This is a genomic window from Sphingomonas sp. P4_G2, from assembly GCF_056401155.1.
Genome location: NZ_JBFUJY010000001.1, coordinates 843,117 through 859,861, shown reverse-complemented (window position 1 = coordinate 859,861; position 16,745 = coordinate 843,117). Strand labels below are relative to the sequence as shown.

The window sequence follows — 16,745 nt, the reverse complement described above, 5'->3', positions numbered from 1 at the left end:
AGGCCGGGTGGGGGAGCGGGCCGGTGCCGTACCAACAACATCAGCGCGCACCCTCGGGCCACAGCACGACGCGGATCGTCTGGAGCAGGATCAACAGATCGAGGAACGGCGAATAATTCTTGGCGTAATATAGATCGTATTCGAGCTTCTGCCGGCTGTCCTCGATCGACGCGCCATAGGGATAATTGATCTGCGCCCAGCCGGTAATGCCCGGCTTCACCATGTGGCGCTCGGCATAATAAGGCAGCTGCTGTTCGAGATCCTCGACGAATTGCGGGCGTTCGGGGCGCGGGCCGACAAAGCTCATCTCCCCCTTCAGCACCGACCAGCATTGCGGCAGTTCGTCGATCCGCACCTTGCGGATGAAGCGGCCGATCCGGGTGATGCGCGGATCGTCCTTCTCGGCCCACACCGCCTGGCCGTTGACCTCGGCATCCTGGCGCATCGAGCGCAGCTTGAGGCAATCGAACCCGACGCCGTAGAGGCCGACGCGGCGCTGGCGATAGAAAGCCGGGCCTTTGCTCTCGAGCTTCACCGCCAGCGCGGTGAGCAGGATGACCGGCCCCGCAACCAGGAGCAGGAGCAGGCTGGCGGTGATATCGAACAGCCGCTTGAACACACCCGACAGCATCCGCCCCGACGAGAAACCGTCGGAGAAGATCAGCCAGCTCGGATTGACGCTCTGCAGGTCGACGCGGCCGGTCTCGCGCTCGAGGAAGGTCGAGATATCGTTGACATGGACGCCGGTGGTTTTGATCCGCAACAGGTCCTTGAGCGGCAGTGCGTTGCGCCGCTCCTCGAGCGCCAGCACCACTTCGCTCGCGTTGAGCAATACGACATGGTCGGCGAGATTGTAGATCGCATCGCGCGCGATCGCTTCGGGGATCACTCGGTTGGCTTCGCTCATCGAGACATAGCCGACCACGACGAAGGCCGATCCGGGCTGTTGCTGCAAGGCTTTCAGCCGCGCGGCGCGCGGGCCGGCGCCAAGCACGACGACGCGGCGCTTGAACACATGGCTGCCCAGCATCTTGCCGAGCAGGATTCGGATGGCGATCAGCGCTACCGGCGCGATTCCCATCGCGTAGAACAGGTTCGATCGCCAGAAGGTTATCGCCGGCGACAGGAAGTACAGCACCGACAGGAAAATCACGCCGAGCGAGATCGCGACCAGGATGCGCGCGATCGCCCGACGCAGCGACTGCAGCGCGTCGGCGCCATAGACGCCGACCGCGATCATCGCGGTTTCCAGCGACACGGCGAATGTGAAGAGTTGCGGCAAGCGATTGACGATCGGCTCGACAATGCTGCCGAGCTGATGCAGGCGAATCGAATAGGCGATCTCCGCCGCCGCGATCAGCAACGCGACGTCGAGCAGTCCCAGGAACAAAACGGCGTGCGGCACATAGTGCTTGAACAGCCTGATCATCGTCTTCGCCTGCCTTTTCGGCCTCAGTGCAATCGTCGGGTGTAAGGTTTTCCGACAGGTTTCAGGCGGTGTCGCAGAAATTGACAAAGAAAGGCTGAACGCCGCGGAAACCGGCGACTTTCTGCGAGTTTGGCAAATCGTCGGAAGACCCTAGATTAGCATCAACCGCAAAGGACCCGTGAATGCCCGAGACGACGTCGATCATCCCTGTCATCCTCTCGGGCGGATCGGGCACGCGGTTGTGGCCGATGTCGACGCCGGAAACGCCCAAGCAATTGCTCGCGCTGACCGCCGACGAAACCATGCTCCAGCTGACCGCGCAGCGCGCCTCGGGCGACCATTTCGCGCCGCCGATCGTGGTCGCCAACCAGCGCCATGCCGAAGAGATCGAGGCACAGCTCATGGCGATCGGCACGCCGGCCCAGGCGCTGATCCTCGAACCGGTAGCGCGCAACACCGCGCCGGCGATCGCGCTCGCCGCGCTCGCGGCGGGCGACGGAGAGGCCGTCTTGCTGATCATGCCGTCGGATCATGTCATCACCGATACCGATGCCTTCCACGCCGCGATCCATGCGGCGCGGCCGATGGTCGACCAGGGCTGGTTGGTCACGTTCGGGATTGATCCGCACTCGCCGGAAACCGGCTATGGCTGGATCCATGTCGGCGAAGCAGTTGCGCCGCGCGTGCACAAGGTGACGCGGTTCGTCGAAAAGCCCCCGCGCGACCGCGCCGAGGCGATGCTGGCGGCGGGCGATCATGTCTGGAACGGCGGCATCTTTCTGTTCCGGGCCGACGCATTCCTGGGCGCGCTCGCGGTCCATGCCCCCGAAGTTCTGCATGCGGCTCAGCAGGCCATGCTCAAGGCCAGGCACGAAGGAGCGCGTGTCCACCCCGACCCGCAAGCCTTCGCCGCTTCGCCCTCGGACTCGATCGACTATGCCGTGATGGAGAAAACGCCGCGCGTCGCGGTCGTGCCGGTCAGCATGGGCTGGAGCGACCTCGGCAGCTGGGATGCGCTCCACGAACTGAGTACGTGCGATGGCAACGGCAACGTCTGCAAGGGCGATGTCGTCGCGATCGAGACCGAGAATTGCCTAGTCCAGGCCGATGGCGTGCGCATCGCTTTGGTCGGTGTGACCGACCTGATCGTGGTCGCCAACGGCAAGGATGTCCTGATCCTGCCGCGCGGCCGCAGCCAGGAAGTCAAGAAGCTGATCGAGGCGATGGAATAGCCGCCAAATTTACGGTAACAGCGCAAAAGTCATAAGCCAAATTGGGGTTATCGCACCTACCGATCCAGCGTGCGGACACCCTGCTTGGCGCGATTGCGCATCACACGGTCGTGCGGTCCGACTCCTGCGATGCTTGGTAATACCATGTTGCGCTACCTCATTCACAGCGGAGCTGTCATTGCCGATCCGGTCAATTCTCGCGCGAAATTCTCATACCAATCCGTCAAAAGATGCATAGATTGCCCGGTTAGCTTGCTATTGATAAGCCCACAAAACCTAGCGATGCGATTATGTGAATCGATATCTATCGAGACAAAATCGGCAGTCATACAAGGCAAATCCGGTGTAAGATTAGATATAATCTGATCCCATTCCCCACGACCTGACCGACATAACGCTGAATAATCTATGTCTTCCTCTTCACTTTTTTTCCAACAATACGTCACGATGCTGCATACATCTTCCGGTAGATCAAACTCTATAGAGTTACGATCTGAAACCAACAACTCTGTCATAATTCCTATGAGATCTAAAGGAATTTTCTGAGAGTTTGGCTCTATTTTCGTACCACCATTATTAACGAGATCAAATAGCATAAACCCCGGATAAACATACTCCTTTATTGTATCAATTATATGTCGAGAAGTATGCTCAATACGAACGTCATCGAATGAAATAATCCAATAGTTATCGAAATTCCTGGTAAATACCTTCACTTCGTCGCGGCATTTATTCTGAGCAACTTTCTTATCATCGTACGAAATTAGCAGACCGATACTTGGCCACCATGGGAAAAACCAGTCAGTACTCAATAGCATTGCCAATTTGTCGAAAAACGTCTTGTTCATAATCAGCGCCCTGGACGAAGAGGAATCGGGGCATACGCAAGCTTCCACGCTTCGGGAGGAACTTTACATCCCTGTTGGACCGCCTTTCGTATAAGGTTTCTAAGTCCGGTCTGCCACCCGGTCACTTGCTCGATATGCCCCCCCCAGTAGCCAGTTCCCTTTGGCAACGACGGACTGGGCGCGTAGCGCGCGAGATTATACAGATCAAACTTATCGACGCGCAAATCGGCAATTCGACTTCTAACTTGCTCCATATACCTGTATATTTCTTCGATTATTAGGCGGCATTCCTCTTCCTGCCGAGCTTTGCAATGTTGGTCGTATAGGAACACGCTCACTGCAGCGACCGCACCGATGGCCTCTCCCACGCCGATAGCGCGTCCCCATGGGGTGGCACGCCCGGGTCGGAGTTGTCGTTCCAACCACCAATCGACGGCAAATTCCGCGACATCAGCCGCCGCCGCGCCTCCAGGACTTAGGCCGGCGGGGTCAGTCTGTCCGATCGGGTTGCCGTTTGCATAAAGATAGGGATTAGCACCGCCCGAAAGGCCTATCGGGTCGGCCTGGATATACCGCCCGGTCGTGGGGTCGTAGTCGCGGTAACGGTTGTAGTAGAGGTCCACGAGCGTCCGGGTCTGTCCGGGAAACCCAACCAGTGTGTATCCCGGCGTCACCACATTGCGCAGATTGTCGGTGATCAGGATCGGTACGCCGAGATGATTGCCGTAGACCCAATTGAGCCCGGCGGGGGTCGCGACGGCGAGCGGGGCGTAGCCGCCCATGCCGTCATCTCCGCCAAAAGGCTCGGCAGGACTGCTCACCGTCGGGCTCAGCCAGATCGTCTCGGCCCGCACATCGGTATAGGACGAACCATATTCGCCCATCATCCGACCATCGAGATCGTACACATAATGGCGCGGATCGGTCGTCGTTCCACCCGTGATGCGCTCGTCGAAGCCGTTATATTCATTGACCAGCGTATCGCCGCCCGACACCTGGTAGCTCGTCAGCCGGCCGAAGCCGTCATAGGCCACGGTAATCCCGCTCCCCGGCCGCGTTTCGGCAATCGTATTGCCACGCCCGTCATAGGTGATCGACCGCGTGCCGGCGGCATCGACCACAGAAGCGAGCTGGTTCGTGCCCGTGTTAAGCGCGAAGGTCGTCGTCGATGCCGGCACGATGTCCGCGGGATTGGCGCGCAGCTCGGTGCGCTGCAGGTTGCCATTGGTATCGTAAATCAAATCCTGGCGCCGCGCGCTCCCGGATGCCAGCACGCTCTGCGTCAATCGCCCGACGGAATCATAGCCATAAGTGACGCTACGGGTGGAATCGACGTTGTCGGCGATCGACGTGATGTTGTCGTCATTGTCGTAACCATAAGTCAGCAACGAGACGTCGGTTCCTGCCGGGAGGTAAAGCCGCCTGCTCGCGAGCCGGCCGTCATTGCCCCAACTTTGCTGGAACAGGAGGCCGTTTCCGTATGTCGCCGACAGCATCGACCCGAAGGGTTCATAAGTGATGCCGGATATCAGGTATTGGAGCGGGGCGGAGGCATTCGCTCGCGTGGAAACCAGGGTTACGCGCCCGTACAAATTACGCGTGTAGTTCACGATCCGACCCGACGGATAGGTGATGCGCACCACGCGGTCAGCGTTGTCGTAAGTATAGGAAAGATCGGCAAGGACGGTCGTCCCGCTCTTCCGCCGCCTGGTAGTAATATTGCCCCGATGATCATAACCGAACTGGGTTTCACCGGTGCTGTCCACGGTAGAGACCAACCGTCCAATGCCGTACGAGCCGGTGATCAAATTAGCGTCATAGCTATAGTTGACGATTTCAGATGCTGGACGGCTCACCGGCGTCTTGCTCAAGATACGCCCCAGCGCGTCGCGCACGATATCGACGCGCTGCCCTCGCCCATCGATCGCCGCGATCACGTCGCCCGCCGCATCGTAATAATAGGTGCTGGTGCCGCGATCGGGGCTGACCTCCTGGATCAAGTCGCCAAAGCCATCGCGGACGAACGTCGTCTGAATGGATTTGGGATCCTTGAAACTGGTCGCTCGATCGAACGCGTCATAACTGCTCGTGCTGCTACCCGTGTCGGGCGCAACCGACGAGACCAGTTGATTGAGTCCGTTAAAAGCTTGGGCGGTCGCGAAGGATCGCGCCGAGGTGGTCGAGACGATGTTGCCGAGCTTGTCATAAGCCCAGGTTGTGGTGCGGCCGGCACCCAATGTCTCGGTCAACAAGCGGCCGAGACCATCGAAGGTACGGCTGCTCTCACGCGCCGTCGTGCCGTCCCATCGTTTCACGGATTGGAGCGTGACGTTGCCCATCGGATCGCGGGCGAAGGCGATCTTTTCGCCGTTCACCGTCGAGCGGATCGCGGTAACCTGCCCGGCAAGGTCGCGGTCGATCGCCATTTTAAATGTGCCTGGCAGCGTGACCCCGACGACGCGGCCTTCGACGTCATAATCGAAGGTCGTCACCGCGTCGCCCCCGGATGAAACCGGGCTCTTGACGGTCACGGTCGCTACCCGGCCGAGTTGATCATAAGTATACAGCGTATCGATGCCATTGGGGTCGGTCATCTTTCCCGGTCGACCATTCGCATCGTAATTGGCGAAATGCGTCACGTAACCAAGCGCATTGGTCGAGGTCAGCAGATTGCCGTTGGTGTCGTAGGTGAAGGTGGTGACGTCGTCCTTACCGTTCACATCGAGCCCCTTGGGCCCGTTGACCGACAACAGCCGGCCGTTGTCGTTCCAGGTGTAGGTCCAGGTCCTCGCTTGACCCGCGGTCGAGTAGGGAATGGTTTGCGTCGTTGTGTCGGTCGCAGTCTTCGTCAGCAACAATCCCGCCGGACTGTAAGTGTAATCGATGCTCAGCCCAGGTCGATCTTCGTGCTTGGGAAGATCGAACACTGGATCCCAGGTGAAGTTGGTCGTCCGCGCATCCGATGTCCCTGACGCTTCGCGCAACAGCGTGGGACGGAGCTGTCCGTCGATATCGACGTGCTGCTGCAGCCCCTTCTCATCGGTAAAGTCGGCGATCGCCATGTCGCCGACATAGCCGTAGTAATTATAGTTAGTCGTCGACCCTTCGACTCCCATCGAGGCGTAGTTGGTAACGCTTTGAAGCACACGCTGAGCGTCAGCCCAGTTATGCGCTTTATAGAATCTATAATCCTGTCGATATCCGAGCGGATTTGTCACCTGCCTTATGAACGAGGCCCCCCAAGACATGTCCTCCAGGTTGACGATTTGGTACTTGTTGAACCCGCCAGCGAGTTCGGTCGACGTGACCAACCCGGCCGCATCATAGGTATAAGTAGAAAGCCGGTTGCCGTTCTGGTCGACTTTGCCGGTCAGCGCATAAGGGATCGCCAAGTTTTCATAGAGATAGGTCCGCCCCCAAAGCAACGTGCCGGTGGATGAGAGGCGCTGGACTCCTTCCAGGCGGTCCTGGAGCTTGGAACCGCGGACGTCATAGTCCTTGCCATAGGTATAGTTCAGGCTCGTTCCATCCGGCAGGTCGATCTTGGAAATCACGTGCACCGCGTGATTCAGCGACAGGGTAGCTGCGGTTTCCCGCGGCGCGTCGGCCCAGGTCAGGGTCATTTGATGACCGAGGCTATCGGTCACCAGGTTGGGAAACTCGCCTGTGTCGGGATATGAATAGGAAATCTTGTACCCATCCGCCCAACCATGCTCAATTGGGACAAGATACCTGACGCCATCCGTTGGATTGCTGGGACCGGCCCGACGGAACAGGATATACTCACCCTGCTGCATATCCATCCGGACCTCGCCACCGCCATTAGAGACAGCCGATCCAGCATAGAAATAATCGTTACGACCGGACGACGGAATGGCGACCATCGATAGTCTGCGCCTAGTCGCCGCATAAGTGTGCCAGGTCCAGACGGAGTCCCCACCATCGGGAAGGAAGATGGCGAAGGAACCATCGACGTCTAGATATTCGAGCCTGCCGTTACCAAAAGCGAGCCTTCCAGGTACGACGCCGTGCCAGCGCGCACCAAAACCCGGAATAGCTGTTGGCGAGACAACGTTCGTATAGTCCTCTCCGAGACTGTAATATGTTCGATCGACCGAGAACCGTCGTTCGGCAGCGGAATAGTCAACCTCTTCATCGACCTTTGCTCCTTGGTTGAGCGCTACAGGATTGCCTACGGTCGGATTTGGAGAGCCATCAGGACCGCCGTCTTTACAACCGCATTGCGCACGCGAGCCGGTATTGGCATCGCCGCGCAGGCAGATGCCGGGATCCGCCAATTGATAGCCGGAGGGGCAATATGCTGTTGCGAGGGCGGAGAGGATGGTGTTGGAATTGGCGTTCAGCGTCCAGTTGCAAGCCGCCGTACGCCCGCCATTATAGGTCGGCGGTTGAAGCGTCGCGCCCGGGTTGTAATAATCGTGCTGAGCCTTGCAGGCCGCATCCGGGCTTGGCCAGTTTCCAGGATCACTCGGAAAATTGCCGCTCCAGAGTGGCGTTGGCGCATAAGCCGGCGGGGCCACTCCTTGCGCATTCGCCGTGACGGGGAACAATAGCAGCGTAAAGAGAAGAGCCAAATATGCAGCAAATCTGTGCATCGTCGTCATCGCCCCCGATCGAGACTCAATGCGGCGAAGGTGTACTGCGATCTCCAGCTTCACAAGGGGTTAAGTCCAAATAGAACGTAAATTTACCTTTCACTACAATATCATGACACGCACGCGGCCCTGCCTGCAAAACCGCGCAGTTGAAAGCTTCGGCGCCCGGCGAATTTTCGCCGATCAACGACCATCGGCAGCGTCGCCAGCTTTGAAGGCGGCGGAAAAGGCAGCTCCCAACGGGGGAGCAACCCGATCCTAAAAGTGCAGCTGCACGCCAATGCGGTACGTCGACCCATAACGCTCGCGTTCGGCCAGGAAGTCCTTGCTGCCCTGATAGTGGCGCCACGGCGAGTCAGTCAGGTTGGCCGCGTCGAAGTAGATCGTGTACTGCGGCGTGACCTGTAAACCGACGTGCAGGTCGAGCTGTCCCTGTGCATCCCAATAGGAGTCGGTGGCCGTGCTGGTGCCGACCACGTCGGAGAAGGCCGAGCGGTAATTGAACGCCAGCCGCGCGGTCAGGCCGTATTTCTCGTAGAAGAGGCTGACATTGCCGAGGTCATGCGACTGATAGGCGAGCGGGATGGCGCCGGCGCGGAACCCCGGTCCGGTGGCATGGCCCCAGACATGCGTGTAATTGGCCGACAGGCCGAAGCCGCTCAGGAAGCCCGGAAGACCGGTGAACTGGGTCTGGGCGTTGAGCTCGACGCCGCCGATGAACTCCTTGTCCATATTGGTATATTGGGTGAGGTCGATCTTCGGATAATCGGCCGCCGACGCGCCCGGAATGTCGCCCGGATTGGCAATACCCTTCTGGACGATCTGATAGATCGGGTTCTTGATGTCCTTGTAGAAGAAGCCGACGCTGAACAGGCTGTCCTTGGTCGGGTAATATTCGATCGCGGCGTCGAAATTGACCGCTTTATAGGGCTTCAGGAAAGGATTGCCGGCGGCGACTGTAGCCGGGTTCGGGTCATTCGGCGTCACCGTGATGAACGGCGCCAGCGTGCTGTAATTGGGGCGGCCGATCGACGTCGTGACCGCGCCGCGTAGCAACAAATTGGGCAACGCCGCGAACTTGACGTTCAGGCCGGGGAACCAGTCGGTGTAGCTGTTGGTGGCGCGGGCGTTGAAACTGTTATTGGCGGCCAGTGCCGCGGCATAGGCCGCGTCGGTCGTGATCGTCTTGCCGATCGCCGTGATCGCGGGACCGACGATCTTCGCCGCGGTCTGATCGCGCGTATTCTCGACGCGCATCCCTGGGATGACGGTCAAATTGCCGAACTTCAGCGTGACCATCGCATAGCCCGCCAGGATGCGTTCCTTGACGTCGTAATCGGGTGCCAGCGAGCCGCCCAGATTGCCGGCATAGTCAAAGGTCGCGGCGCTCGGATGGGCGGCGAGATAGGCCCGCGCCTTGTTCCAGTCGATCCGCTGACCGAAGTTGAACTGCCCGTTGTAGAAGTCGCTGTCGCCCAGAAACCCGACGGTATCGAGCGTCCAATTGGCGCCCTTGGTGCTCTTGTAACTGGTCAGATCGTGATCGTCATTCTTGTGACGGTCGAGATATTTGAAGCCGACCTGAAACGATGAATCCGTGCCGATGGCGAGCGGATGGCTATAGTCGATTCGACCCTGCCAGATGCGTTCGAACGTGAAGCGATGCTCGGCCTTCAGCTTGCTCTGGATGAAATTGGCCGGGTCCGAAAAGATCCCCGCATTCGTACCACTCGGCACCAACGTATAGGGGTAGGTCGAGGGATCATAGGTCGCAAACAGCGGGTTGGTCTTGGGCGGCGTATAGGTGAAGGTGAATTCACTGCGGATCGGGTCGACCTTTTCGGCCCGGGTCCAGCCGCCAGACATCGACAGCTTGCCGCCGCCGACATTGAAATCGCCGCCCAGGGTCACCGACTTGGTGTTGTCGTCCTCTTCGCGATGGCGGACCAGGATCGTCGCGGTGGCCGGCAGCGTGGACAAAGTGAGAGCGTTATAGGCCGCGGTACCCTTTGTCGGAAAATTGATCGCGAGCAGGTTCTGATCGCGAGTCTCATGGTCCTGATATTTGGAATAGCTCGAGCGGATATAGAGCTTGACGTCGTCGCTCGGCCGCCAATCGAAATTGCCGACAATGCCCAGGCGCGTGCGGTACAGGTTGTAGTCGCGATAGCCGCCGCCGGCCGGAACGGCCACGCCACCAATGGTGTTGGTCCAGTCCGAAGAACCCTGGAAATTCTCGGACTCGATCGGGCGTCGCGAATAATTGACCGACAGCACCGCACCGAACGTCTCGCCGGCGCCGAACCGGCCGCCGATCGTGCCGTCGACCTCATAAGGTGATTTCTTGTTGATGCCATACAAGCCGATCGCGCCCCGCGCGTCGAAGAAGAACGGCGCCTTGTTGTCGAACGCGGTCTTGGTCCGGACATTGACCTCGCCGCCAATCGCATTGGCATCCTGGCTCGCGAGCAGCGACTTGGTGACGACGACCGACTGGATCATCGCCGAGGGAAGATCGTCGAGCTTGACCACGCGGCCGTCCGGCTCGGGCGCGGGCAAAGTCTGGCCGTTGAGCGTGACGTTGACCAGGCTCGGGTCGATACCGCGAATGACGACATAGCGCCCTTCGCCTTGATCGTTGGCGACCGACAGCCCGGGCAGGCGCTTGACCGCCTCGGCGACATTCTGGTCGGGCAGCTTGCCGACATCGTTGGCGTGGAGCGTTTCCACGAAATTGTCGGCGTCCCGCTTCTCGGCGGTGGCGGCGCGCAGCGCGGCGCGGCTGCCAGTCACGATGATGTCGCTGCTCGGAGCATCGCTCGGAGCAGCACCGCTATCCGCAGTCTGCGGGGCATCGCTCGTGGCCGGCAAGGCAGGCGCGGTCTGTCCGTCGGCCGCGAATGACGGCGTCGCAACACACAGAGCGATAGCGGCGAGAGCGAAGCGCGACGTCGTGCCGCGCAGCGTGAAGCTGACCATGTCGTAACCCCCGAAGAGCTGAGACATTGGTAAATCCCAACGTCCCGTCGCAGCGCGCGCTATTCCCGGCGCGCGACATTCGCGCGACACCGGGGTGACGTCCGCGTTACGATTCGGGATCGGTTTTGCGACGTGGCGCTATAAAGCCCCTCCCCTAAAGGCGAGGGGCATAGATAGTCTCACGCCATCAACTTCTCGCAGGCATCCAGCGTTTCGCGGAACGTCTGGATGATCGCCTGATATGGCGCCGGGCTCGCCATATCGAGGCCGGCGCGCTTGAGGATCTCGGTCGGATAATCCGACCCGCCCGACTTGAGGACGGTGAGGTAAGTGTCGCGCTCCTTGGCGCCGCCTTTCAGGATCGCGCGCGCGAAATAGGACGCAGCCGAGATCGAGGTGGCGTATTGATAGACATAGAAGCTCGAATAGAAATGCGGAATGTACGCCCATTCGGACGCGTATGCGTCGGACACCGCAACCTTGGGTCCGTGATAGCGCTTGAGCAGATCGAGATACATCGCGCTGAACTTCTCGCCCGACATCCCCTCGCCCGCTTCGGCCTTGTCGTGCGCGGCGAGTTCGAACTCGGCGAACATCGCCTGGCGGTAGAAAGTCCCGCGCATGCCCTCGAGCTGCATGCCGAGATAATAGAGCTTCTCCTGCTTGGTCTTGGCATTCGCGACCATGTACGCGGCGAGCAGTTGTTCGTTACAGGTCGAGGCGATCTCCGCGAGGAACAGCGGGTAGTCGGACTTCTCGTAGACCTGGTTCTTGTTCGCGAGCAACGTGTGCATCGCATGGCCCCATTCGTGCGCGAAGGTGGTCATGCCCTCGTAATTGTGGCCGAGGTTGAGCAGCAGATACGGGTGCAGGTCATACGCCGCACCCGGGTTCATATAGGCGCCCGATTTCTTGCCCGGCCGCGGGAACGGATCCATCCATTTGCCCGCGGTCGCCTTGCCGAGCAGATCGACATATTCTGGACCGAGCACCTTGGTCGCCGCCAGCGTGTTGGTCCGCATGTCCGCGAGCTCGGCCTTCTGATCGAGCTTCACCAGCGGCGGATAGATATCGTAATAAGCCATGTCGGGCAGGCCGAGCAGCTTGCGGCGTAGCTCGAAATAGCGGTGCAGTTCGGGCAGGCCCTTGTTCGTCTCCGCGACCAGCGTCCGATACACGCCCTCCGGCACATTGTTGTTGGACAAGGACATGGCGAGCGAGGTCGGATATTTGCGCGCCTTCTTGCGGAACACGTCGGCCTTGAGCTTGGCGGCATAAGCCGCGCCGAGCGAGTTCTGGAACTTGCCATACTCTGCCCAGAAGGTGTCGAACACCAGCTTGCGGTCGGCGCGGTTGGGCGCGTCGCGGTTGAGCGTATAGGCCTGATCGTCGAGCCGCACCTGCTTGCCGGTCGACAGGGTCACGGTCGGCCAGGGAATGTCCGACGCGACGAGCTGCTCGCGGATGTCGCTCGGCCCCGACAGAGGCGAGCCCACGCCCGCCAACAGCGTCTCGCCTTCCGGCGACAAGGTGTGCTCGGCCTGACGCAACGTATCGGCGAGCGCGAAGTCGAAGCGCTTCTTCAGCGTGTCGTTCGAGGCGATGAACCCGTCGATCTTCGCCTTGCCCAGCGACAGGATTTCGGGAGTCGACCAGGCGGTGGCCTCGCCAAGCGCGGTGAACAGGTCGATCGCCTGCGCCTGACGCTCCTGATTGGCCGATACGCGCAGATCGGCATCGGCATTGAGGCTGGCATAAGTATAGACCCGGCTCGCCGCGCGGCCGATGTCGGATTGCGCGACTAGGAAGGCCGCGAGCGTCTCGGCGCTGTCGCCCAATTTGCCCTGGTATTTGGCCAGGCTCGGCACCTCGGCGAGCGTCTTCTTGCGCGCCTCGTCCCACGCCGCGTCGTTGGGATAGAGGTCGGTCAAATCCCACATCGCACCGGCCGCCGCATCCTGCGCCCAGGCCGGCATCGCGGCGACGATCGACACCATTGCCGCGGCGGTCAGCGCCTCGCGGCGCGAAAGTTCGGTCATGCTGTTTCCCTTTGAGCGCGCCGGTGGACCGGCATCATGAACGCGCTCATCCTGCCGCGACGGTCTGCCAAAGGGAAGTGTGTATTAGCGGGTTAGCGCACCGACGGGCAGGATCACCGGAATATTGTCGATCCGTGTGAGCCGCCCGGCCGCCGTCGCTGGCACCGCGACGTTGGGCGCCAGCACGTAAAGGCGGTGCCGATCGACCTGCCCCGCGGTGAACGCCGCGAGCTCGCGCCGCTGGCGCTCGACGGTCGCAACCGAATCGCGTGCCGCATAGACCAATCGGACAGGCTTGCCCTGGCCCACCGCGCGCCAAGCGACTTCCTGGAACAGCGAGAGGTCACGCGTCGCGTCGGGCGGTACGAAGGTGACGTCGCTCGCCGCCGCGACCGCGCGATCCCAGCGGAGATCGGGCGTCAAGACGTAGAGGCGATGCGCACCCGCCTCGGCACTCTGTGCGCGGACCACGGCCGCCATGCCCGACAGATCGAGGATCTGGATCGCCAGCAGCAATGCGAGCAGGCCGTCGGCCTGGGCACGCGGCAGGCGATAAGCGGCAAGGATCGCGACCAGGGCGAGGACATAGGCGACCGGCCAGAACAGCCGGCCCGAGGCCCGGACCAAATCCAGCGCCGCTATGAGGAAACTCGGCAACGGGACGCGCGGCAGCATCTGTCCGGCGATATCGGGATAATTGCTGATCGCGAGCAAGGTCAGCGCGACGAGCGCGGGGATCAGCCAGCGCAAGCGACGTAACGACGAACGCTGGTTATCCGCCGCCGGTCGCCTCCACATAAGCACTGCAGCGATCGGGAGCAGCAGGAGCAGCCCCGCGCCGAGATACTGGAACCCCTCGAACCCGCGACCCGCGCGCTGCGCGACGGACGGCAGGAGGCGCGAATAAACCGGCGTGCCTGGGTTTATGGGCGCGTCGATCGGCATCGCGAACGCGCCGTAATTGCCAGCCAGCGCATGTGCCTCTCCGGCGCCGAGCAGCCAGGCTAGACCCGCAACCATCGCCAAAATCGCCGCCGCGCCGCCAACCAGGACGACGCGCCGACGCCGATCCGCGATCACGAAGCGCTCGATCATTGCGGTCAGCCAGATCGCGCCGACCATCATCAGCAGGTAATTGTGCACCAATGCCGCGATCAGCAGCAGCACCGCCCAGCCCCGGTTCGATCCGGCCCGCCCCGGATCGAGGAAGCGCCACAGCGCCCACAGGATCAGCCAGTGCGCCATCAGATTGGCGTGGACATAGCGATTGGCGAGCGTCGGCAGCGCGGCGAGCAGCACGACGCCGCACCACAAGGCGATCGGCCCTGGTGCGTATTTCCTGAGCAACAGCCAAGCGAAGAAGACCTGCAGGAACAAGCAGACCAGAATCCATGGACCGACGAACTGCGCATCGGTGGGCAACAGCGAGGCGAGCGGCCGCGTTGCGACACCAATCAGCGGATTGCTGTCGGTGAACAATAAAGGCACGCCGTCGGGCGCGTTGAGCTGGCGCGTCCGCAGCACGCCCGGCGCAGGATCGTGCAGCCACGCGTGAATCCCCAACGCATTCTCGCCATTGTCCGACCCACGGATCAGCCAGCCGGCATTGCCGATATCGAGCGTTGCCGGGTGGAATAGCGCAAGGAACAGCGCCAGCGGCAACAGCAGCAAAGGCAATCGAGGCAGAAGCGCGCGCACCCCAGCGGCTTGCCCGACCTGCGCTACTTTATAGTTAACGGACGGCCAAAATCCTCTCGGCGAGGGGAGATTTTTCTGATCTGGGCTTGACTCCATAACGCGATATATATCACGTTATATTTATAGCAACACGAGGACGATTCGATGGTCGACGATGCGATAGCGTTCGAGGGAGCGGTTATGCTCGGCAGCCGCCTCAAGCGACTGGCCGAACGCTTCCAGACCGGCGCCGAACGCATCGCCATGGATTGCGGCCTACCGACCCAACCGAGCCAGATGCCCTTGCTGACCGCCCTCCACCGCCACGGCCCCCAGACGGTGGGCGATCTGGCCGAGCGGATCGGGATCAGCCAGCCCGCCGTGACGCGCATCCAATCACGACTGCTCGACCTCGGCCTGATCGAGACCAGCCGCGACGAACGCGACCAGCGAACCCGGACGATCGCGCTGACCGACAAGGGTCACGAGGCGATGGACCTGGCGAGGACGGTGCTGTGGCCGCGGCTACGCGCCGCGGTTGCCGAAGTGTGCGACGTCGATGCCTTCCTGGCACAGATCTCCGCGATAGAGACCGCGCTCGCCGCGCAACCGCTCGAGCAGCGCCCGCGCGGCGGCCTCGCCATCCGCCGGTTCAGCGATGAACTCGCGCCCGATTTCTATCGTATCAACGCGCAGTGGATCGAGGACATGTACTCGCTCGAACCAACCGATATCGACGTGCTCAGCCACCCGCGCGAACGGCTGATCGAGCCGGGCGGCGACATATTGTTCGTCGAGGATCCCGAGCTCGGCATCATCGGGACGTGCGCGCTGCAAAAGACGGGCGAGCGTCAGTTCGAGTTGACCAAGATGGGCGTCGTGCCGAAAGCGCGCGGGCGCAAAGCGGGCGAATTCCTGCTCCACGCGACGATCGAGCGCGCCTTCACGCTGGGGTGCGACCGGCTGTATCTGCTGAGCAACGCCAAGGGTGCGGCGGGCGTGCATCTCTATGAGAAGGCAGGGTTCGTGCACGACGAGGGAATTATGGAAGAGTTCGGCAAGCGCTACGCGCGGTGCAATGTGGCGATGCTGTATCGGGGCACGCAAGACAGATTTAGTTCAACGACCGTCGTTGCTTAGGTCGTTTTCTGGACGTCGGAAGGACACAATTCGATACTTCCGCGTGGCAGCCCCGCCCGCCCTCCATGGAGTATCCGAATGGCATCCCCGGCCTTCTGGATGCTGGCCAGAACGCAGAAATACCCCTCGCTTTTTATCTCGTCCGGACCTGACGCAACGTCCCCAGGACGCCGATGGGCGAGCATCCAGGCATAGTCATCTTCGCTGATCTCGATATTCGACCAGAGCGGCATGGTCTGGATGTTCCAGCTCTGACCTTTTCCATGCGTCCGATAAGCTCGCGATATCGCGATTGGCACCTGCCGATATGTGACTGTCTTCGCGGGCGGAAAGTCGATCCATCCCTCGACGATCTCGCTCGCCGGCAGGAGCGTCATCGAGACCGCCAAAAAACTCAGAAAAGAACTGGCGATCGTGAAGCCGATCCGATTGTAGGCCGGCCATGAATTTGTCGTCGGCCACAGGACGACAGCGCCGACGAGAGCGACAACAACGCCTGTTGCGAAATCCCATCCGATGACGTTGCTGTGGTCCGGCGCCAACTCGGTGGCGTCGTCGATCCTGCCCAGAACAAAGCTGAGCAAGAGCAGACACCCGCAGACGGCAAGCCATCCGATAGCCGGCTTTTCGAGCTTTCGTTTTACTGACGGGGTGCTCTGCACGGAGCACCGCTATCAAACGGAAAACCGGGAGTAAATCGTGACATCGGCCATCGCGCTGGATAAAAAGAAAGGCCGGCGGATCGCTCCGTCGGCCTTTCTTTTTGTGGTCGGGGCAGCGGCAAA

At 60.9% G+C, this 16,745-nt stretch carries 9 protein-coding genes; 2 read left to right on the top strand and 7 right to left on the bottom strand.

Annotated features, from left to right (window positions below):
- Positions 1 to 40 precede the first annotated feature (40 nt).
- Complete coding sequence (locus AC1DRD_RS03925) at positions 41 to 1,429, bottom strand: TIGR03013 family XrtA/PEP-CTERM system glycosyltransferase (protein ID WP_478028225.1); 1,389 nt, start codon at positions 1,427 to 1,429, stop codon at positions 41 to 43.
- 182 nt (positions 1,430 to 1,611) lie between these two features.
- On the opposite strand from AC1DRD_RS03925, the gene AC1DRD_RS03920 reads away from it, so the two are divergent.
- Entirely contained in the window at positions 1,612 to 2,661 is a 1,050-nt protein-coding gene (locus AC1DRD_RS03920; protein WP_478040378.1) for a mannose-1-phosphate guanylyltransferase/mannose-6-phosphate isomerase, read from the top strand.
- Positions 2,662 to 2,822: 161 nt separating this feature from the next.
- Here the strand turns inward: AC1DRD_RS03920 and AC1DRD_RS03915 are convergent, their stop codons facing one another.
- The 5 genes from AC1DRD_RS03915 to AC1DRD_RS03895 all read right to left on the bottom strand — a co-directional run bounded on the left by AC1DRD_RS03915 (position 2,823) and on the right by AC1DRD_RS03895 (position 14,841).
- Positions 2,823 to 3,509 carry a hypothetical protein gene (locus tag AC1DRD_RS03915; protein ID WP_478040377.1) on the bottom strand — a complete coding sequence of 229 codons (687 nt, stop codon included), beginning with the start codon at positions 3,507 to 3,509 and terminating at the stop codon, positions 2,823 to 2,825.
- A 2-nt stretch (positions 3,510 to 3,511) separates the two neighbouring features.
- Positions 3,512 to 8,134, bottom strand: coding sequence for an RHS repeat-associated core domain-containing protein (locus tag AC1DRD_RS03910; RefSeq protein WP_478040376.1), 4,623 nt, complete (start codon positions 8,132 to 8,134; stop codon positions 3,512 to 3,514).
- A gap of 249 nt (positions 8,135 to 8,383) precedes the next feature.
- Positions 8,384 to 11,131, bottom strand: coding sequence for a TonB-dependent receptor (locus AC1DRD_RS03905; RefSeq protein WP_478040375.1), 2,748 nt, complete (start codon positions 11,129 to 11,131; stop codon positions 8,384 to 8,386).
- Between the two features lie 152 nt (positions 11,132 to 11,283).
- A complete protein-coding gene (pepF, locus tag AC1DRD_RS03900) occupies positions 11,284 to 13,143 on the bottom strand; it encodes an oligoendopeptidase F (RefSeq protein ID WP_478040374.1) in 1,860 nt (619 codons plus the stop codon).
- Positions 13,144 to 13,227: 84 nt separating this feature from the next.
- Positions 13,228 to 14,841, bottom strand: coding sequence for a DUF6311 domain-containing protein (locus AC1DRD_RS03895; protein WP_478040373.1), 1,614 nt, complete (start codon positions 14,839 to 14,841; stop codon positions 13,228 to 13,230).
- 144 nt (positions 14,842 to 14,985) lie between these two features.
- Here AC1DRD_RS03895 and AC1DRD_RS03890 point away from each other — a divergent pair, with 144 nt between their 5' ends.
- Positions 14,986 to 15,960 carry a bifunctional helix-turn-helix transcriptional regulator/GNAT family N-acetyltransferase gene (locus AC1DRD_RS03890; protein ID WP_478040372.1) on the top strand — a complete coding sequence of 325 codons (975 nt, stop codon included), beginning with the start codon at positions 14,986 to 14,988 and terminating at the stop codon, positions 15,958 to 15,960.
- On the opposite strand, the gene AC1DRD_RS03885 is transcribed toward AC1DRD_RS03890, so the two are convergent.
- Positions 15,957 to 16,622 carry a hypothetical protein gene (locus AC1DRD_RS03885; protein ID WP_478040371.1) on the bottom strand — a complete coding sequence of 222 codons (666 nt, stop codon included), beginning with the start codon at positions 16,620 to 16,622 and terminating at the stop codon, positions 15,957 to 15,959. The two genes, AC1DRD_RS03890 and AC1DRD_RS03885, sit on opposite strands and share 4 nt — an antisense overlap.
- Positions 16,623 to 16,745: the final 123 nt, after the last annotated feature.